The following is a 19,107-nucleotide window of genomic DNA, read 5'->3' as shown; positions in this document are numbered from 1 at the left end:
CCCGCCCGGGCCGGGACACACTTCCAGGAGATCAACAACCATGCCTACTCCCACCAAGGGACCCCGCCTCGGAGGCGGACCCGCGCACGAGCGCCTGATGCTGGCGAACCTGTCGCAGCAGCTGTTCGAGCACAAGCGCATCACCACCACCGTGACCAAGGCGAAGCGGATGCGTCCCTACGCCGAGCGCCTGATCACCTTCGCCAAGCGCGGTGACCTGGCCGCCCGCCGTCGCGTGCTGGCGCAGCTGACCGACAAGTCCGTGGTGCACGAGCTGTTCACCACCATCGCCTCGGCGATGGAGGACCGCAACGGCGGCTACACCCGCATCACCAAGATCGGCAACCGCAAGGGCGACAACGCCCCCATGGCCGTCATCGAGCTCGTGATGGAGCCCGTCGCGACCAAGGCCACCGTGGCCGAGGCCGAGCGCGCTACCGAGAAGGCCGCCCCGGCCCCCGCCGCCCCGGTCGACACCCCGGCGGACACCACCGCCGGTGAGGTCGCCGCCGAGGAGATCCCCGCCGACGAGCAGGCCCCCGAGGTCGGCTCCGAGCAGGCCGCCGAGGTCGCCGCCGAGAACTCCGACGCCGAGTTCCCCGGTTCGCACGCCCCGCTCGAGTCCGGCGAGGCCCCCGAGGGCTTCGAGGTCAAGGGCAACAAGAACTCGATGAAGTACCACGTGCCCGGCTCGCGCTGGTACGCGGGCACCACCGCCGAGATCTGGTTCGACTCGCCGGCCAACGCCGAGGCCGCCGGCTTCCAGCCGGCCGGCGGCGCCGCCGCGCAGAAGCTGCGCTGACCGGACGACGCACGGACGGACACCGCGACGCCGCCGGGGACCTGGTCCCCGGCGGCGTCGTCGTGCCCGCCGCACCCCCCACCACCCCCTCCCAGGAGCTGACCATGAGCCCGTCCGATTCCCCCGTGCGCGTGCGGATCGACCTGGCCTACGACGGCGCGCCGTTCGCCGGGTGGGCCCGTCAGCCGGGCCTGCCGACCGTGCAGGGGGCCGTGGAGGACGCCCTCGCCGTGCTGGTCCGCCGGGACGTGCGGGTCGCGGTGGCCGGCCGGACGGACACCGGGGTGCACGCCCGCGGCCAGGTGGCGCACCTGGACCTGGCCCCCGCGGAGTGGACCGGTCTCGCCCGCGGCCGGGACGAAGACCCGGGACGGGCGCTCGAACGCCGCCTCACCGGGGCCCTGGCCCACGTCCTGGGCCGCGGCCGCCGCGCGCAGGGCCTGCCCGAGTGCCCGGGCGCGGTGGTGGTCCGCCGCGCGGGCGCCGCCCCCGCCGGCTTCGACGCCCGCTTCTCCGCCGTCTCCCGGCGCTACAGCTACCGGATCGACGACGGCGCGGCGGGCCGGGACCCGCTGACCCGGCACCTGACGTGGTGGTCGAAGGACGTGCTCGACGTCCCCGTCATGGCCCGGGCGGCGCAGGAGCTGGTGGGGCTGCACGACTTCCTGTCCTTCTGCCGCCCCCGGGAGGGCGCCACGACGGTGCGGGAGGTCCTGGACGTGTCCGTCGAGCGGGACCGGGACGGGCTCGTGCTGCTGGGCATCGAGGCGGACGCCTTCTGCCACCACATGGTCCGCTCGGTCGTGGGCGCGGCCGCCCGCGTGGGCGCGGGCCGCGAGGACCCCGACTGGCTCGGCCGCCGGCTCGCGGAGCGGGTCCGGGACGCCAAGGCGCTGATGGCCCCGCCGCACGCCCTCGTGCTCGAGGAGGTCCGCTATCCCGGGGACGCCGCCCTGGGGGAGCGGGCCGAGCGCACCCGGGCGCGGCGCGCCCCGCTCGGCGACCCCGCCCGCGAGTAGCTCCGAGGAGATCCCCGCGACGCTCCCGGGACGCCCCGGCACGGCGGAGCGTGAGCCTCCGCGGGCCCGGGCGCCCGCGGGGAGATTGACCGCCGCACCCTCCGGGTGTATGGCCCGAGTGGTCTTTGGCCGCTCCATCCGGTACCGTGGGGTGCTGTTGTGCGTGTCCCGCCTCGGTTCACGTGTACCCGGATCCGCTGTCCCGTTGCAGGACGCCTGGCGGTCCGGTGCACCGGGGTCTCGGGCACCGGATGCAGCTCGGCCCTCACCCGAGCCCCGGACGGCACACCGAGAAACGGCGTGATCCCAACTAGCGCCACCGAGATAACCCGAACGAAGGCAAACTAACGTGCGTACGTACACCCCGAAGCCCGGTGACATCCAGCGCCAGTGGCACGTCATCGATGCCACCGACGTCGTCCTGGGTCGCCTTGCCAGCCAGACCGCAACGCTGCTGCGCGGAAAGCACAAGCCGACCTTTGCTCCCCACGTGGACGCCGGTGATTTCGTCATCATCATCAACGCCGAGAAGGTGGCCCTGACCGGCTCCAAGCTCGAGAAGAAGCGGGCCTACCGCCACTCCGGCTACCCGGGCGGGCTCAAGTCCAGCTCCTACGCCGAGCTGCTGGAGAAGCACCCGGTCCGCGCCGTGGAGAAGGCCATCCGTGGCATGCTCCCGAAGAACAAGCTGGCCGCCCAGCAGATGTCCAAGCTCAAGGTCTACGCCGGCCCGGAGCACCCCCACGGTGCCCAGCAGCCGCAGACCTTCGAGTTCACCCAGGTCGCCCAGTAACCGGGCCTACGACAGAAACGAGCGAGGAAAATCGTGGCTCAGAATACTGAAGAGCAGAACATCGTGGACGGCGAGGAGCAGCTGAGCAGCTACACCTCCGAGTCCTCCCCCGCGGAGGAGACCGAGGCCGCCGCCGAGCGCCCGGCCCTCACCGTCTCCGGCCAGGCCGTCGGCCGCCGCAAGGAGGCCGTCGCCCGCGTGCGCGTCGTCCCCGGCTCCGGCCAGTGGACCGTCAACGGCCGCACCCTGGAGAACTACTTCCCGAACAAGCTGCACCAGCAGGAGGTCAACGACCCCTTCAAGGTGCTGGAGCTCGAGGGCGCCTACGACGTCATCGCCCGCATCCACGGCGGTGGCCCCTCCGGCCAGGCCGGTGCCCTGCGCCACGGCGTGGCGCGTGCCCTGAACGAGATCGACCTCGAGAACAACCGCCCGACCCTCAAGAAGGCCGGCTTCCTGACCCGCGACCCGCGCGTCATCGAGCGCAAGAAGGCCGGTCTCAAGAAGGCCCGCAAGGCTCCGCAGTACTCGAAGCGCTGATCGGAGGGCCTCCCGGCCCGCCCCAGCGTCACGGACCCCGTCCGACCCGGTGCACACCGGTGTCGGACGGGGTCCCTTCGTTTCTGCCCGCCTGCCGGTGTCCGGGCCGCGGGGAACGTAGGATGGGGGCGATGTCTAGATTATTCGGAACGGACGGCGTGCGCGGGCTCGCGAACGACCTCCTCACAGCCAACATGACCCTGGACCTGGCCCAGGCCGCCGCGATCGTGCTCGGCCACGGCCACGCACGCGAGGGGCGGCGCCCCACGGCGGTCGTCGCCCGGGACGGGCGGGCCAGCGGGGAGTTCCTCAGCGCCGCCGTGACCGCGGGTCTCGCCGGCTCGGGCGTGGACGTCCACGACGCCGGGGTCCTGCCGACCCCCGCGCTGGCCTACCTGGTGGCGGACCTCGACGCCGACTTCGGCGTGATGATCTCCGCCTCGCACAACCCGGCCCCCGACAACGGGATCAAGTTCCTGGCCCACGGCGGGCGGAAGCTCCCGGACCGGGTGGAGGACGAGATCCAGCAGGTCTTCGAGTCCGGCGACTTCCGGCGCCCCACCGGCGCCGGGGTCGGGCGCATCCACCTGCTCACGGACGCCGAGGACCGCTACGTCCTGCACCTGGTGGGGGCCATCCCGCACCGGCTCGAGGGGATGCGCGTGGTCCTGGACTGCGCCAACGGCGCCGCCAGCGGGGTCTCGCCGGACGCCTTCCGCGGCGCGGGCGCCGAGGTGCACGTCATCGGCGCGGAGCCCGACGGCCTGAACATCAACGACGGCTGCGGCTCGACCCACCTGGAGCCCCTCCAGCGGGCCGTCGTCGAGCTCGGGGCCGACCTCGGGATCGCCCACGACGGCGACGCCGACCGCTGCCTCGCCGTGGACGCCACCGGCCGCGAGGTCGACGGGGACCAGATCATGGCGATCCTCGCCCTGGCGCTCAAGGACGCGGGCCGGCTCGTCGAGGACACGCTCGTGGCCACCGTGATGAGCAACCTCGGCCTCAAGCTGGCCCTGCGGGACGCGGGCATCGACGTTCGGGAGACCGCCGTGGGGGACCGCTACGTCCTCGAGACGATGACCGAGCACGGGTACAACCTGGGCGGCGAGCAGTCCGGCCACGTGATCATGTCCGACTACGCCACCACCGGCGACGGGCTGCTGACCGGGCTGATGCTGGCCTCGCGCGTGGCCCAGACCCGCGCACCGCTCGCGGAGCTGGCCCGCGTGATGACGCGGCTGCCGCAGGTGCTGCTCAACGTGCGCGGGGTGGACCGCACCGCGGTGGGCTCCAACCCCGGGGTGCAGGCGGCCGTCGCGGAGGTCGAGCAGCGCCTCGGCGAGACGGGCCGCGTGCTGCTGCGCCCCTCGGGGACCGAGCCGGTGGTCCGCGTGATGGTCGAGGCGGCCTCCGAGGAGATCGCCCGGGCCGAGACGGAGTTCCTCGCGTCCGTCGTGGAGCGCGAGCTGGCCCTCACCGTCTGAGCCGGTCCCGCCGGGCGCCGGAGGCCCGCACCGTGCGCACGGTGCGGGCCTCCGGCGTCCGGCGGGACCGGCGGGACCGGGATCAGGTGCGTCGGCGCAGGGCGTCGCGGATCTCGGTGAGCAGCTGCACCTGAGCGTCGGCCTCCTCCTGGGTGGGATCGATGCCGAGCCGGCGGTTGCGGGCCTCGATCATCTTGTTCATCGGCAGCACGATGGCGAAGTACACGGCGGCGGCCACGAGCAGGAAGTTGACGAGCGCGGTGAGCAGCACGCCGAACCTGATGTCGTTGCCGTTGACGGTGAGCACCGCGAACGAGTCGAAGTTGGGCGAGCCGACCAGCGCGGAGATGAGCGGCATGAGCACCGCCTCGACCATGGCGTTGACGACCTGGGCGAACGCCGCGCCGATGATCACGGCGACGGCCAGGTCGAGCACGTTGCCCTTCATGATGAATTCCCGGAATCCCTTGAGCATGGCCACAGACTAGCCGGGCGCGGGTGGTCCGTAGTCCGGGGCCGGCGGCAGGCCGGAGAACTCCTCGAGCGTCGCGGCGCCCGAGCACGCGAGCTCCTGGGCCCGCTCCGTCCCGAGGTAGCGCAGGTGCCACGGCTCGTACCAGTAGCCGGTGGTGCCGTGCTCGCCCCAGGGGTAGCGGACCACGAAGCCGTGCTCCGGCCCGTGCTCGGCCACCCACGCGGCGGTGGCCGTCCCGTCGAAGCACACGCGCAGGTCGCACCCGGAGCCCTCGCCGACGTCCACCGCCAGCCCGGTCTGGTGCTCCGAGTGACCCGGGCGGGCGGACGCCGTGTCGGCGGCCTCCGGGCCCTTCTGCGCCACCCACCCGGCGTACGTGCGGGACTGCTCGGTGAAGGAGCGGTAGCCCGACACGATCCGGACCGGCACGCCGTCCGCCCGGGCCGCGGCCAGCAGCGTGCGCGCCGCGGCGGCCGCCTCGGGGCGCAGCAGGTGCCCCTCGAGGTCCTCGAGGGCGGCGGGTGCCCAGTCCTGCGGGTCCAGGGGCCGACGCTTGTTGACCACCACGGCGAGCGAGGCGGGGTCGTCCAGCTCCGGACGCGGTCCCGGCCCCCGGCCGGTGGTGGGCGCCGGTGCCGGCGACGCCGTGCCGGAGGCGGACGCCGGCCCGGACGGGGACGCCGGAGCCGGCACGGACGCAGGACCGGACCCGGGCGGGGCGGGCGCGGCCGGTGCCGCGGTGGTGCCGGAGGGTTCCGGCGGGGCCGGGGGAGCGGCCCCGGGATCAGGTGCGCACCCGGCCACGAGCACCGCGGCGGTGAGCAGGAGGGCGCCGGCGCGCAGGGCGTCCATCAGTTCTTGCGCAGCAGCACGCGCCGGATCGAGTGGTCGGAGTCCTTGGAGAGGATCAGCCGGGCGCGGCCGCGCGTCGGCTGCACGTTCTCGATCAGGTTGGGCTCGTTGATCCGCCGCCAGATGCCGGTGGCGGTGGCCACGGCCTTCTCGTCGGAGAGGTCGGCGTAGCGGTGGAAGTAGGAGCCGGGGTCGGCGAACGCGGAGGAGCGCAGGGCCTGGAACCGCTCCACGTACCAGCGCTCGATGTCCGCGGGCCGGGCGTCCACGTAGATCGAGAAGTCGAAGAAGTCGCTCAGGGCGAGGGCGGCCCGGTCCCCGGGGCCCACCTTGGCGGGGGCGAGCACGTTGAGCCCCTCGATGATGACCACGTCCGGGCGGGTCACCACGACCTCCTCGCCGGGCAGGATGTCGTAGCTGTGGTGCGAGTACTTGGGCGCCCGCACCTCGGGGGCGCCCGACTTGATCTTGGCGACGAAGCGCAGCAGGGCGCGGCGGTCGTAGGACTCCGGGAAGCCCTTGCGGTCCATGAGCCCGCGGCGCTGCAGCTCGGCGTTGGGGTACAGGAACCCGTCCGTGGTGATGAGCTGCACGTGGGGGGTGGACGGCCACCGGGACAGCAGCTCGCGCAGGAGGCGGGCCGTGGTGGACTTGCCGGCGGCCACGGAGCCGGCGATGCCGATCACGAACGGGGTCCGGGCGTGCTCCTCGCCGAGGAACGCGTTGGTCGAGGCGTTGAGCCGGTTCGACGACTCGTCGTAGAGGGTCAGCAGCCGCGAGATGGGGAGGTACACCTCGCGGACCTCCGCGACGTCGAGCCGGTCGCCGAGGCCGCGCAGGTTCTCGATCTCCCGAGAGGTGAGGGGAACGTCGATCTCGTGGGAGAGTCTCGACCAGGTCTGCCGGTCGAGCTCCACGAAGGGCGAGGCGCGTTCGCTCAGCGTAGATGCGGTCATCGACCACAGTCTAGACCGCACCCCGGCGCCCGAGGTGTACCGGAGACAGGCCCCGTACCCGGGTGTAGATTTGGTCTCGATCCGGTATTCGCCGTGAGAGAACTCACAGCAGTGCACGGCGCGTGCGCTCCGCCGGTGGAGGACCACCCCGCTCGAGAGTCAGGACAGGACCATGGCGACGGCAACGACCTCAGAGACCACAGCACCGGCGGGAGGGCGGTCGACGGCGGCCCGCGCGCACGTGCAGCGCTTCGGCACGTTCCTCTCGGGGATGATCATGCCCAACATCGGGGCGTTCATCGCCTGGGGGCTGATCACCGCGTTCTTCATCGAGGCGGGCTTCACCCCCTTCGGCCCGCTGGGCGGGTTCGGCGAGAACGCCGAGGGCGAGCCGTACACGGGCCTGGTCGGCCCGATGATCACCTACCTCCTGCCGCTGCTGATCGCCTACACGGGCGGGCGGATGGTCTACGACGTCCGCGGCGGCGTGGTCGGGGCGATCGCCACGATGGGCGTGATCGTGGGCACCGACATCCCCATGTTCATCGGGGCGATGCTCATGGGCCCGCTGACCGCGTGGGTGATGAAGAAGGTCGACGCCATCTGGGACGGGAAGATCAAGCCCGGCTTCGAGATGCTCGTGAACAACTTCTCCGCCGGCATCCTGGCCGCGGCCATGGCCATCTTCGGCTTCTTCCTGATCGGCCCCGCCGTGCTGGCCTTCTCCAACGCGGCCGCCTCGGCGGTGGACTTCCTGGTCACCCGGGGGCTGCTGCCGCTGACCTCGATCCTCATCGAGCCCGCGAAGGTGCTGTTCCTCAACAACGCGATCAACCACGGCATCCTCACCCCCCTGGGCACCGCCCAGGCCCTGGAGGAGGGCAAGTCGATCCTCTTCCTGCTCGAGGCCAACCCCGGCCCCGGTCTGGGCATCCTGCTGGCCTACACGGTCTTCGGCCGCGGCGCCGCGCGCGCCTCGGCCCCCGGCGCGGCCCTGATCCACTTCGTGGGCGGCATCCACGAGATCTACTTCCCGTACGTGCTGATGAAGCCGGCGCTGATCCTGGCGGCGATCGCGGGAGGCATGACGGGCATCTTCACGCTGACCCTCTTCGACGCGGGCCTGCGCGCCCCGGCCGCCCCGGGCTCGATCATCGCGATCTTCGCCCAGGCCACCACCGACAGCTACGTGGGCGTGGCCCTCGCGGTGACGGCCGCCACCGCCGTGTCCTTCTTCGTGGCCTCGATCATCCTCAAGGCCTCCAAGGACAAGGGCGAGGGAGACCTCACCGAGGCCACCTCCCGGATGGAGGGGATGAAGGGCAAGAAGAGCTCCGTGTCCTCCGCGATCGTCGGCACCAGCGGCGGCGCGGACACCGGCGGGACCCCCGCCCGTGAGCTGGCCGACGGCGGACCGGTGCAGCGCATCGTGTTCGCGTGCGACGCCGGCATGGGCTCCTCCGCGATGGGCGCCTCCGTGCTGCGGAACAAGGTCAAGGCGGCCGGGTTCGCCGACGTCAAGGTCACCAACGCGGCGATCGCCAACCTCACCGACGACTTCGACATCGTGGTCACCCACCAGGACCTGGCCACGCGGGCCCGGCCGAAGGTGCCCAGCGCCGCGGTGGTGACCGTCGACAACTTCATGGGCAGCCCCCGCTACGACGAGATCGTCGAGGCCGTGCAGCAGCGCAACGGCGCCGCCGTCCCGGCGGGCGGCGGCGCGGCGGCGGCCACGGCCGGCGGCGGGGGAGCGGCCTCCGGCGGCGACACCGTGGCCGCGGACCCGGGCGAGGGCGCCGGGACGTCCGGGGACGCCACCATCCTCACCAGGGACCGGATCGTCATGGACGGCGGCGCGCGCAACGCCGCGCAGGCCATCGACGAGGCCGGCGGCCTGCTGGTGGCGGCCGGTGCCGTGACCGACGCGTACGTGGCCTCCATGCACGAGCGCGAGGAGTCGGTGTCCACCTTCATGGGCAACGGCCTGGCCATCCCGCACGGCACCAACCAGGCGAAGGACAGCATCCGCTCCTCGGCCCTGTCGGTCGTGCGCTACCCCGAGGGCCTGGACTGGAACGGCAAGCCCGTCACCTGGGTGATCGGCATCGCCGGCAAGGACAACGAGCACCTCGCGATCCTCTCCCGGGTCGCGAAGATCTTCGGCAACAAGGAGAAGGTGCGCCAGCTGGACGAGGCGAGGACCGCCGACGAAGTGCTCGACCTACTGGGGAAGGTGAACGACTGATGAAGTGCGTCCACTTCGGGGCGGGCAACATCGGCCGCGGCTTCGTCGGCCTGCTCATGCACCGCTCGGGCTACGAGGTCGTGTTCGCCGACGTGGCGGCCCCGCTGATCGACGCGCTGGCGTCGACCCCCAGCTACACCGTCCACGAGGTCGGCGCCGGCTCCCGCGACACGGTCGTCGAGGGGTACCGGGCGCTCAACTCGGCGGACGCCCCGGAGTCCGTGGTCGCCGAGATCGCCACGGCGGACGTGGTCACCACGGCCGTGGGCGCGCACATCCTCAAGTTCGTGGCGCCGCTCGTGGCGCGCGGCATCGCCGCGCGCCCGGACGGCGCATCCCCCGTGGCGGTCATGGCGTGCGAGAACGCCCTGTCCGCCACGGACCTGCTCGCCGAGGCCGTCCGCGCCGAGTACGGCGGCGAGGACCTCGACCGCCGGGCGGTGTTCGCCAACACCGCCGTCGACCGGATCGTGCCCCAGCAGGACGGCGGCGGGCTCGACGTGGTCGTGGAGCAGTTCCACGAGTGGGTCATCGACCGCACCCCGTTCGCGGGGGGCGAGCCGGCCATCGAGGGGGCGACCTACGTCGACGACCTCGTGCCCTACATCGAGCGCAAGCTGTTCACGGTCAACACCGGCCACGCCGCGTGCGCGTACTTCGGCTACCGGGCCGGCCGGCACCGCATCGCGGAGGCGATCGCCGACCCCGGGATCCGGGAGCGGGTCGCGGCAGCGCTCGCGGAGACGCAGGCGCTGCTCGTGGCGAAGCACGGGTTCGACGAGCTGGAGCACGGACGCTACGTCGCGAAGATCCTCGACCGCTTCGCCAACGAGCACCTCCCCGACACCGTGGAGCGCGTGGGCCGTGCCCCGCTGCGCAAGCTCGGCCGGCACGAGCGGTTCGTGGGCCCGGCGGCCGAGCTGGCCGAACGGGGCCTCGGCACCGACGGGCTGCAGGCGGCCGTGGGGGCCGCCCTGCGCTTCGACCCGGCCGACGACCCGGAGGCCGTCCGGCTGGGCGAGCTCCTCGACACGCTGGAGCCGGCCGACGCCGTCCGGGAGATCACGGGGCTGGACGCCGGGCACCCGCTCTTCCCGCCGCTCGAGGCGCTGGTGGCCGACGCCGTCCGGGAGCGCCGGGGCTGACCGGACCCCACGGAAGGGCCCACAGGCGGGACGGGCCGTGTCCCCAGAAGAGGCGGAAACACGGCCCGGCCCGCCGGGTCCGGTGCGCCCGGCCGGGCGAGATCCATGCGGTACTGTGAAGCGCATGTGTGGAATTGTTGGATATGTGGGCCCCTCCTCCCAGCGCTCGGACGTGCCCGGCTCCGGGCACGACGCCCTTGACGTCCTCGTCGAGGGCCTCCGGCGCCTCGAGTACCGCGGCTACGACTCCGCGGGCGTGGCCGTCGTCGCGGACGGCACCGTCGGCTTCCGCAAGAAGGCCGGCAAGCTGCTCAACCTCGAGCAGGAGCTGCGCGACAGCCCGCTGCCCCGCTCCACCACCGGCATCGGGCACACCCGCTGGGCCACCCACGGCGGACCGTCGGACGTCAACGCCCACCCGCACGTCGTCGACGGCGGCCGGCTCGCCGTGATCCACAACGGCATCATCGAGAACTTCGCCGAGCTCAAGCGCGAGCTGATCGAGAAGGGCCACGAGTTCCGCTCGGAGACCGACACCGAGGTCGCCGCCGTGCTCCTGGCCGACACCTACAACGACCTCGGCGACCAGGACCTGACCGCGGCCATGCAGGTCGCGTGCCGCCGGCTCGAGGGCGCGTTCACGCTCCTCGCCGTGCACGTGGACCACCCCGGCCGCGTGGTCGCCGCCCGCCGCAACTCGCCGCTGGTGCTCGGGCTGGGCGAGGGCGAGAACTTCCTCGGCTCCGACGTCTCCGGGTTCATCGACTACACCCGCAGCGCCGTGGAGCTGGGGCAGGACCAGGTCGTGTCCATCACGGCCGACGACTACGAGATCACCGACTTCCACGGCAACCACGCGGACGGCAAGCCCTTCCAGGTGCTGTGGGACGCGGCCGCCGCCGAGAAGGGCGGCTTCCCGTCCTTCATGGAGAAAGAGATCAACGAGCAGCCCGCCGCCGTGGAGCAGACCCTCATGGGCCGCACCGACCCGGACGGGAACCTGGTCCTCGACGAGCTCAGGATCGACGAGGCGGTGCTCCGCGCCGTGGACAAGATCGTCGTCGTGGCCTGCGGCACCGCCGCCTACGCGGGGCAGGTCGCCCGGTACGCGATCGAGCACTGGTGCCGGATCCCCACCGAGGTCGAGCTCGCCCACGAGTTCCGCTACCGGGACCCGATCGTCAACGAGCGGACCCTGGTGGTCGCCCTGTCCCAGTCCGGCGAGACCATGGACACCCTCATGGCGGTCCGGCACGCCCAGGAGCAGGGGGCCAAGGTCGTGGCGATCTGCAACACCAACGGCTCCACGATCCCGCGCGAGGCCGACGCCGCGCTCTACACGCACGCCGGACCCGAGATCGCCGTCGCCTCGACCAAGGCGTTCCTGGCCCAGATCACCGCCGCCTACCTCCTGGGCCTCTACCTGGCCCAGCTGCGCGGCAACAAGTACAAGGACGAGATCGGGGAGATCCTCGCCGAGCTGGAAGCCATGCCGGCCAAGATCCAGCAGGTCATCGACGCGCAGGCCGCGGTCAAGGATCTCGCGCAGTCCATGAAGGACGCCTCGTCCGTGCTCTTCCTGGGCCGCCACGTCGGCTTCCCGGTGGCCCTCGAGGGCGCGCTCAAGCTCAAGGAGATCGCCTACATCCACGCCGAGGGCTTCGCCGCCGGCGAGCTCAAGCACGGGCCGATCGCCCTCATCGAGGAGGGCCAGCCGGTGTTCGTCATCGTCCCCTCCCCGCGCGGACGGGACTCGCTGCACGCGAAGGTGGTCTCCAACATCCAGGAGATCCGTGCCCGCGGGGCCGTGACCATCGTCATCGCGGAGGAGGGGGACGAGGCCGTCGCCGACTACGCGAACCACATCTTCCGCGTGCCGCAGTCCCCGGTGCTGCTCCAGCCGCTGCTGACCACGGTCCCGCTGCAGATCTTCGCGTGCGAGCTGGCCACGGCGAAGGGCTACGACGTCGACCAGCCCCGCAACCTCGCGAAGTCCGTCACCGTCGAGTAGTCCGCGCCCGCCGCTGCGCCGGCCCGCCGCCCCGGTTCCTCCCGGGCGGCGGGCCGGCGGTCGTTAGGCTGGGGACCATGATCATCGGCACCGGCATCGACGTGGTGGACATCGCCCGCTTCGAGGAGCAGATCGCCCGCACCCCCGGCCTCGTGGCCCGGCTGTTCACCCCGCTCGAGCGGGACCTGCACGTGCGCTCGCTCGCCGCGCGCTTCGCCGCCAAGGAGGCGGCGGCGAAGGCGCTCAAGGCGCCGCCCGGGATGATCTGGCAGCACTGCTGGATCGAGAAGGACCCCTCCGGTGCCCCGCTGCTGTGCACCGAGGGAACGGTGGCGGAGGAGGCGCGCCGGCAGGGCATCGACCGGTGGCACCTCACCATGACGCACGACGGCGGGATCGCCATGGCCATGGTCATCGCCGAGCGCACCGGGGACGGGGGGCAGGCGTGATCGCCGCCTGGACCGGGGCGCAGGTGCGCGCGGCCGAGACGCCCTTCCTCGAGCGCGGGGAGGGCCCCGCGCTGATGCGGCGCGCCGCCCACGGCCTGGCCCTCGTCGGCGCGCAGCGCCTGCGCGGACGCCGGGGGCGGGTCGCCGGAGCGCGCGTGGTCGTTCTCGCCGGCACCGGCAACAACGGCGGGGACGGGCTGTGGGCGGGGGCGGAGCTGGCGGGCCGCGGCGCCTCCGTGCTCGCCGTGGCGCTCGGCGACCGGCTGCACCCCGAGGGCGGGGCCGCCCTCGAGGCCGCGGGGGGACGGGTGCTGCGCGCCGGGGACGGCGGGCCAGCCCTCGAGGAGGCGGCCGAGCACGTGCTCCGCGCCGACCTCGTGCTCGACGCCGTGCTGGGCACCGGCGCCCGGGGCGGGCTGCGCGGGCCGGCGGCGGAGCTCGTCCGCGCGGTCCTGGACCGGTGGTCCCCGGACGGGGGCCCCGCGGTCGTGGCGTGCGACGTCCCCTCGGGCGTCTCGGCGGACACGGGCGCGGTGGCCGGGCCGGTCCTGGCCGCGGACGTCACCGTGACGTTCGGCGGGGCCAAGGCCGGGCTGTTCCTGCCGCCGGGGGACCGGTGGTGCGGCGAGGTGCGGACCGTGCCCCTCGGGATCGAGCACGCCCTGCCCGCCCCCGCGCTGCGGCGCCTGGAGCCCGACGACGTCGCGGCGCTGTGGCCGCGGCCGGGGGCGGCCTCCCACAAGTACTCCCGGGGCGTGGTGGGCGTCGTGGCCGGCTCCCCGACCTACCCTGGGGCGGCGCTGATGTGCACGCGCGCCGCCGTGGACGCCGGCGCCGGCATGGTCCGCCACCTCGGCGACGCCGCCACCCGCTCCCTGGTGTGCCTGACCAGCCCCGAAGTGGTCGCCTCCGAGGACCACCCCGACGACGTCCACGTCCAGGCGTGGGTCGTGGGCCCCGGCGCGGTGGGCGACGCGGCCCAGGAGTCCCGGATCGGCGCCGTGCTCGCGGGCCCGATCCCCGCCGTCGTCGACGCCGGCGCCCTCGACGCGGCGGCCCGAGCGGCCGCCGACGGCGCCCTCGGCCCCGGCAAGGTCCTCACCCCGCACGCCGGGGAGCTCGAGCAGGTGCTCGCCTGGCTCGCCGCCCTCGGCGGCGGCGGGCAGGCGCCGGACCGGGCGGCGATCGAGGCCGAGCCCGCCCGGTGGGCGCGCGCGGCCGCGGAGGCGACCGGCACCGTCGTCGTCCTCAAGGGCGCCACCACCCTGGTGGCGTCCCCCGACGGGACGCTGTTCTCCCAGGCCGACGGCAGCCCGTGGCTGGCGACCGCCGGCAGCGGGGACACCCTCGCGGGCATCATGGGCGCAGCGCTCGCCGGCAGCGCCGAGGACCCGGACGCGTTCGCCGCCGCGGGGGACTGGGCCCGCGGGGACACCCGCCGCGCGGTGGCCGCCGCCCTCGCCGTGGCCGTGCACGGCTACGCCTCCCGGCTGGAGGGCCTCGGCCCCGTGCCCCCCACGGCGCTGTCCGCGAACGTGCGCACGGTTCTGCGCCGGGACCGCTGAGCCGGCGGTCCCGGCCCCGGCGGACCGCCCCGGGGACACGGGCGCCTCCGGTCCGGGCTAAGATCGATCCCACTTGCCCCAACACCCAGCCCGCTGACGGTGACCCCTGCCCGGCGGTACGACAGGAGATCCCCCATGGAAGTCTGGCCAGGTCAGCCCTATCCCCTCGGAGCCACCTTCGACGGGACCGGCACGAACTTCGCCCTTTTCAGCGAGGGCGCCGAGAAGGTCGAGCTGTGCTTGTTCGACGAGCTCGGCACCGAGACCCGCATCGACGTCGCGGCCCAGGACAGCTACGTCTGGCACTGCTACCTCCCGACCGTCCAGCCCGGGCAGCGCTACGGCTACCGCGTGCACGGACCGTGGAACCCCGCCGAGGGCCAGCGCTTCAACTCCGCCAAGCTGCTGCTCGACCCCTACGCCAAGGCCGTCTCCGGCCAGATCGACTGGGACCAGGCGCTGTTCTCCTACGACTTCGGCGACGAGGACTCGTTCAACGACGAGGACTCCGCCCCCCACATGATGATGGGCGTGGTGATCAACCCGTTCTTCAACTGGGAGGGCGACCGCACCCCCCGCACGCCGTACCACAAGTCCGTGATCTACGAGGCCCACGTCAAGGGCCTCACCCAGCAGCACCCCGAGGTGCCGGAGGACCAGCGCGGCACCTACGCCGGCGTGGCCCACCCCGCGGTGATCGCGCACCTGAAAAAGCTCGGCGTCACCGCCATCGAGCTCATGCCCGTGCACCAGTTCGTGCAGGACAGCACCCTGCTCGACCAGGGGCTGCGCAACTACTGGGGCTACAACACCATCGGGTTCTTCGCCCCGCACAACGAGTACCACTCCACCAACGACCTCGGCGGCCAGGTCCAGGAGTTCAAGGCCATGGTGCGCGCCCTGCACCAGGCCGACATCGAGGTGATCCTCGACGTGGTGTACAACCACACGGCCGAGGGCAACCACATGGGCCCCACGCTGTCCATGAAGGGCATCGACAACCAGGCCTACTACCGGACGGTGGAGGGCGACCAGAAGTTCTACATGGACTACACGGGCACCGGCAACACCCTCAACGTCCGCCACCCCCACTCGCTGCAGCTCATCATGGACTCCCTGCGCTACTGGGTGACCGAGATGCACGTGGACGGCTTCCGCTTCGACCTCGCCTCCGCCCTGGCCCGCGAGTTCTACGACGTGGACAAGCTGGCCACGTTCTTCGAGCTCGTCCAGCAGGACCCGGTCGTGTCCCAGGTGAAGCTCATCGCCGAGCCGTGGGACGTGGGCCCCGGCGGCTACCAGGTGGGCAACTTCCCGCCCCAGTGGACGGAGTGGAACGGGAAGTACCGGGACACCGTGCGCGACTTCTGGCGCGGGGAGCCCGCGACCCTCGGCGAGTTCGCCTCCCGGATCACCGGCTCGGCGGACCTCTACGAGCACAGCGGCCGCCGGCCGTTCGCCTCGATCAACTTCGTCACCGCCCACGACGGCTTCACGCTGCGGGACCTGGTCTCCTACAACGAGAAGCACAACGAGGCCAACGGCGAGGGCAACAACGACGGCGAGTCCCACAACCGCTCCTGGAACTGCGGCGTGGAGGGCCCCACCGACGATCCCGAGGTGCTGGCCCTGCGCTCCCGCCAGCAGCGCAACTACCTCGCGACGCTGCTGCTGTCCCAGGGCACGCCCATGGTGCTGCACGGCGACGAGCTGGGCCGCACGCAGGACGGCAACAACAACACGTACTGCCAGGACAACGAGCTGTCGTGGATCAACTGGGACACCATGGACGGCCCGCTCACCGAGTTCGTCGCCGCCGTGACCCACCTGCGCCACGACCACCCGTCCTTCCGGCGCTCGGAGTTCTTCGACGGCCGTCCCGTCGAGATGGACGCGGACGACACCGGCCGCCCGATGCCCGACATCGCGTGGCTGACCACGGACGGCGCGCCGCTGAAGCCCGCCGACTGGGACGAGCCCCTGTCCCGCTCCTTCGGGATGTGGCTCAACGGCAACGGCATCGCCGGCGTGGACATGCGCGGGCGGCCCATCACGGACGTGAACTTCATCGTGTACTTCAACTCCAACCCGGAGCCCGTGAAGGTCAAGCTCCCGCCGGTGCGCTACGGCCGGCAGTGGGAGGAGGTCATCGACACCGCGGGCAAGTACGCCGACGGCCAGATCCGCAAGGCCCGCACCTCGATCACCCTGGACGGCAAGTCCATGGTCGTGCTGCGCGCCTACGAGGCCCCCGAGGAGGAGCCCGACGCGTCGGTCGCCGCCTCCGTGGCCGCGTACGCGAAGACGCCGCAGGACCAGTGAGCTGACGGCCCCGGCAGGCTGTCGACCCGGACACGGGTCGACAGCCTGCTGGCGTTTCCGGGGCCGGGCCGACAGACTGGTGCGGTGCGCACACCTATCTCGACCTACCGACTCCAGATCACCTCCGACCTGACGCTCGACCGCGCCGCGGGGCTCGTGGACTACCTCCACGACCTCGGCGCGGACTGGGTCTACCTGTCGCCGATCCTCCGGGCCGTCGACGGCTCCGACCACGGCTACGACGTCGCGTCCCCCGCCGAGGTGGACCCCGTCCGGGGCGGCGCCGCCGGGCTCAAGGCGCTCGCCGACGCCGCCCACGCCCGCGGCATGGGCGTGCTGGTGGACATCGTCCCCAACCACCAGGGCGTCGCCGCCCCGGAGCAGAACCCCTGGTGGTGGTCGCTGCTCGCGCAGGGCCAGGCCTCGCCGTACGCGAAGGCCTTCGACGTCGAGTGGGCGTCCGGCGGCGGCCGGGTGCTGATCCCCGTGCTGGGCGACGGCGACGACGAGCTCGCGCAGCTGCGGGTCGAGGACGGCACGCTGCGCTACTACGACAACGTCTACCCGCTGGCCGAGGGCACCTGGGCGGAGGGCGACGACCCGCAGGACGTCCACGACCGGCAGCACTACGAGCTGGTGAACTGGCGCCGCGGCGACGCCGAGCTCAACTACCGCCGGTTCTTCACCGTCGCCACGCTCGCGGGCGTGCGCGTCGAGGACCCGGAGGTCTTCGAGGAGTCCCACGCGGAGATCAAGCGGTGGATCGACGAGGGCCTCGTCGACGGCCTGCGCATCGACCACCCCGACGGGCTGCGCGACCCGCGGCAGTACCTCGAGCAGCTGAAGGAGCTCACGGGCGGCGCCTACGTCGTCGTCGAGAAGATCCTCGAGCCCGGCGAGCGGCTGCCCCGCGACTGGGCCACCGCGGGCACCACCGGCTACGACGCCCTCGGCGTGATCGACCGGCTGCTCACCGACCCGGCCGGGGAGTACGCGCTCACCAGCCTGGACGCCCGGCTGCGGGGCGGAGAGCCCGTGCACTGGGACGAGATGATCCACGGCACCAAGCGCGCCATGGCCGACGGCGCGCTGCTGGCCGAGGTCCGGCGCCTGGCCCGCCTCGTGCCCGAGGACGCCGGCCTGGACCGGGCCGTCGCCGAGGACGCCCTGGCGGAGATCCTCGCGAACTTCCCCGTCTACCGCAGCTACCTGCCCGAGGGCGCCGAGCACCTGCGGGCTGCCCTCGACGCCGCCCGGGAGCAGCGCCCGGACCTCGCCGGCGCGATCGGGACCCTGGGCGGGCTGCTCGGGGTCGACGCCACGGACGAGGCCGGGCTCGGGGAGCTCGCCCGCCGCTTCCAGCAGACCTCCGGGATGGTGATGGCCAAGGGCGTCGAGGACACCGCGTTCTACCGCTTCCCCCGCCTGACCTCGCTGACCGAGGTGGGCGGCGACCCGTCGCACTTCGCCGTGACCCCCGAGGAGGCGCACGCCGAGCTCGCCCGCCGGGCCGCCGAGGAGCCCCTCGCCATGACGACGCTGTCCACGCACGACACCAAGCGCTCCGAGGCGGTGCGGGCACGGATCACCGTGCTCGCCGAGGCGGGGGAGCAGTGGGCCGGCGTGGTCGGCACCGTCAAGAAGCTCGCCGAGCAGGCCGGGGCCCTCGTGGGCGACGGCCCGCTCGTGAACCTCGTGCTCCAGGCCGTGGTGGGCGCCTGGCCCATCTCGCAGGAGCGCGTGCTGGACTACGCCCTCAAGGCCGCTCGCGAGGCCGGCAACTCCACCGCCTGGGTCGACGGGGACGCCGGGTTCGAGCAGCGGCTCACCCGGTTCGTCGAGCTCGTCCACCACGACCCGCAGATGCGGGCCGTCGTCGAGGGCTTCGCCGAGCACGTCACCGCGGCCGGCTGGGCGAACGGGCTCGCCGCCAAGCTCGTCCAGCTCACGATGCCCGGCGTCCCGGACGTCTACCAGGGCTCCGAGCTGTGGGCGGAGTCCCTCGTGGACCCGGACAACCGCCGTCCCGTCGACTTCGGGGCCCGGGCCGCCGGGCTCGCCCGGCTGGACACCCCCGTGGGCGGCACCGCCGACGGGATCCCCGCCGTGGGACCGGACGGCGCGGCCAAGCTGCTCGTCACCAGCCGCGCCCTGCGGCTGCGCCGGGACCACCCCGAGCTGTTCACCGGCTACACCCCGCTGACCGCGTCCGGCCCGCTGGCCGGGCACGTGTTCGCGTTCGACCGCGGCGGCGCCGTGACCGTGGCCACCCGCCTGCCCCTCGGCCTCGCCGCCGCGGGCGGCTTCGACGGCGAGACCCTCGAGCTGCCCGCGGGCGGGTTCGAGGACCTGCTGACCCGCCGCACGCACTCGGGCACCGTGGCGCTGTCCCGGCTGCTCGCCGACTACCCCGTGGCGCTGCTGCGCCGGAAGGACTCCTGAG

The 19,107-nt window shown here is 73.1% G+C and carries 15 protein-coding genes; 12 read left to right on the top strand and 3 right to left on the bottom strand.

The window, feature by feature from the left end:
- Positions 1 to 40: 40 nt before the first annotated feature.
- The 5 genes from rplQ (at position 41) to glmM (ending at position 4,641) form a co-directional block, all read left to right on the top strand.
- Positions 41 to 802 carry a 50S ribosomal protein L17 gene (gene rplQ / locus CK505_RS06440; protein ID WP_035924856.1) on the top strand — a complete coding sequence of 254 codons (762 nt, stop codon included), beginning with the start codon at positions 41 to 43 and terminating at the stop codon, positions 800 to 802.
- Between the two features lie 104 nt (positions 803 to 906).
- Complete coding sequence (locus CK505_RS06435) at positions 907 to 1,821, top strand: tRNA pseudouridine(38-40) synthase TruA (RefSeq protein ID WP_095650582.1); 915 nt, start codon at positions 907 to 909, stop codon at positions 1,819 to 1,821.
- Positions 1,822 to 2,170: 349 nt separating this feature from the next.
- Entirely contained in the window at positions 2,171 to 2,614 is a 444-nt protein-coding gene (rplM, locus tag CK505_RS06430) for a 50S ribosomal protein L13 (RefSeq protein ID WP_017833326.1), read from the top strand.
- A 33-nt stretch (positions 2,615 to 2,647) separates the two neighbouring features.
- Positions 2,648 to 3,154 carry a 30S ribosomal protein S9 gene (gene rpsI, locus CK505_RS06425; protein ID WP_031282957.1) on the top strand — a complete coding sequence of 169 codons (507 nt, stop codon included), beginning with the start codon at positions 2,648 to 2,650 and terminating at the stop codon, positions 3,152 to 3,154.
- Positions 3,155 to 3,285: 131 nt separating this feature from the next.
- Complete coding sequence (glmM, locus tag CK505_RS06420) at positions 3,286 to 4,641, top strand: phosphoglucosamine mutase (RefSeq protein WP_031282958.1); 1,356 nt, start codon at positions 3,286 to 3,288, stop codon at positions 4,639 to 4,641.
- Between the two features lie 82 nt (positions 4,642 to 4,723).
- Here glmM and mscL read toward each other — a convergent pair whose 3' ends face one another.
- The 3 genes from mscL to coaA are packed head-to-tail and all read right to left on the bottom strand — an operon-like array spanning position 4,724 to position 6,924.
- Positions 4,724 to 5,116, bottom strand: a complete 393-nt coding sequence (mscL, locus tag CK505_RS06415; protein ID WP_031282960.1) for a large conductance mechanosensitive channel protein MscL — start codon at positions 5,114 to 5,116, stop codon at positions 4,724 to 4,726.
- 9 nt (positions 5,117 to 5,125) lie between these two features.
- Positions 5,126 to 5,968: a M15 family metallopeptidase gene (locus CK505_RS06410; protein ID WP_017833330.1), complete on the bottom strand. Its 843-nt coding sequence runs from the start codon at positions 5,966 to 5,968 to the stop codon at positions 5,126 to 5,128.
- A complete protein-coding gene (gene coaA, locus CK505_RS06405) occupies positions 5,968 to 6,924 on the bottom strand; it encodes a type I pantothenate kinase (protein ID WP_031282962.1) in 957 nt (318 codons plus the stop codon). Before coaA ends, CK505_RS06410 begins: the two co-directional genes overlap by 1 nt.
- A 172-nt stretch (positions 6,925 to 7,096) precedes the next feature.
- Between coaA and CK505_RS06400 the strand changes: the two genes are divergently transcribed.
- The 7 genes from CK505_RS06400 (at position 7,097) to treY (ending at position 19,106) form a co-directional block, all read left to right on the top strand.
- Entirely contained in the window at positions 7,097 to 9,172 is a 2,076-nt protein-coding gene (locus tag CK505_RS06400; protein ID WP_031282963.1) for a PTS mannitol transporter subunit IICBA, read from the top strand.
- The gene (locus CK505_RS06395; RefSeq protein WP_095650581.1) at positions 9,172 to 10,317 is read left to right on the top strand and encodes a mannitol-1-phosphate 5-dehydrogenase; all 1,146 of its coding nucleotides are present in this window, start codon (positions 9,172 to 9,174) and stop codon (positions 10,315 to 10,317) included. The genes CK505_RS06400 and CK505_RS06395 overlap by 1 nt, the downstream gene beginning before the upstream one ends.
- A gap of 124 nt (positions 10,318 to 10,441) precedes the next feature.
- Positions 10,442 to 12,328: a glutamine--fructose-6-phosphate transaminase (isomerizing) gene (gene glmS / locus CK505_RS06390; protein ID WP_095650580.1), complete on the top strand. Its 1,887-nt coding sequence runs from the start codon at positions 10,442 to 10,444 to the stop codon at positions 12,326 to 12,328.
- 77 nt (positions 12,329 to 12,405) lie between these two features.
- Positions 12,406 to 12,777, top strand: a complete 372-nt coding sequence (locus tag CK505_RS06385; protein WP_035924832.1) for a holo-ACP synthase — start codon at positions 12,406 to 12,408, stop codon at positions 12,775 to 12,777.
- Positions 12,774 to 14,342, top strand: a complete 1,569-nt coding sequence (locus tag CK505_RS06380) for an NAD(P)H-hydrate epimerase (RefSeq protein WP_095650579.1) — start codon at positions 12,774 to 12,776, stop codon at positions 14,340 to 14,342. Before CK505_RS06385 ends, CK505_RS06380 begins: the two co-directional genes overlap by 4 nt.
- A 135-nt stretch (positions 14,343 to 14,477) precedes the next feature.
- Positions 14,478 to 16,664 carry a glycogen debranching protein GlgX gene (gene glgX, locus CK505_RS06375; protein ID WP_017833337.1) on the top strand — a complete coding sequence of 729 codons (2,187 nt, stop codon included), beginning with the start codon at positions 14,478 to 14,480 and terminating at the stop codon, positions 16,662 to 16,664.
- An 84-nt stretch (positions 16,665 to 16,748) separates the two neighbouring features.
- Positions 16,749 to 19,106, top strand: coding sequence for a malto-oligosyltrehalose synthase (gene treY / locus CK505_RS06370; RefSeq protein WP_095650578.1), 2,358 nt, complete (start codon positions 16,749 to 16,751; stop codon positions 19,104 to 19,106).
- Position 19,107 lies beyond the last annotated feature (1 nt).

This window comes from Kocuria sp. WN036, from assembly GCF_002287015.1.
GTDB classification, from domain to species: domain Bacteria; phylum Actinomycetota; class Actinomycetes; order Actinomycetales; family Micrococcaceae; genus Kocuria; species Kocuria rosea.
The sequence above is the reverse complement of the archived record's forward strand: the minus strand, read 5'-3'. Positions and strand labels throughout refer to the sequence as shown.

Excerpts from the sequence above, each read along its gene's own strand:
- CK505_RS06400 (WP_031282963.1), top strand. The coding sequence starts at position 7,097 with ATGGCGACGGCAACGACCTCAGAGACCACAGCACCGGCGGGAGGGCGG.
- rplQ (WP_035924856.1), top strand. The coding sequence starts at position 41 with ATGCCTACTCCCACCAAGGGACCCCGCCTCGGAGGCGGACCCGCGCAC.
- glmS (WP_095650580.1), top strand. The coding sequence starts at position 10,442 with ATGTGTGGAATTGTTGGATATGTGGGCCCCTCCTCCCAGCGCTCGGAC.
- CK505_RS06410 (WP_017833330.1), bottom strand. The coding sequence starts at position 5,968 with ATGGACGCCCTGCGCGCCGGCGCCCTCCTGCTCACCGCCGCGGTGCTC.
- CK505_RS06395 (WP_095650581.1), top strand. The coding sequence starts at position 9,172 with ATGAAGTGCGTCCACTTCGGGGCGGGCAACATCGGCCGCGGCTTCGTC.
- coaA (WP_031282962.1), bottom strand. The coding sequence starts at position 6,924 with ATGACCGCATCTACGCTGAGCGAACGCGCCTCGCCCTTCGTGGAGCTC.
- glgX (WP_017833337.1), top strand. The coding sequence starts at position 14,478 with ATGGAAGTCTGGCCAGGTCAGCCCTATCCCCTCGGAGCCACCTTCGAC.
- CK505_RS06435 (WP_095650582.1), top strand. The coding sequence starts at position 907 with ATGAGCCCGTCCGATTCCCCCGTGCGCGTGCGGATCGACCTGGCCTAC.
- mscL (WP_031282960.1), bottom strand. The coding sequence starts at position 5,116 with ATGCTCAAGGGATTCCGGGAATTCATCATGAAGGGCAACGTGCTCGAC.
- CK505_RS06385 (WP_035924832.1), top strand. The coding sequence starts at position 12,406 with ATGATCATCGGCACCGGCATCGACGTGGTGGACATCGCCCGCTTCGAG.
- glmM (WP_031282958.1), top strand. The coding sequence starts at position 3,286 with ATGTCTAGATTATTCGGAACGGACGGCGTGCGCGGGCTCGCGAACGAC.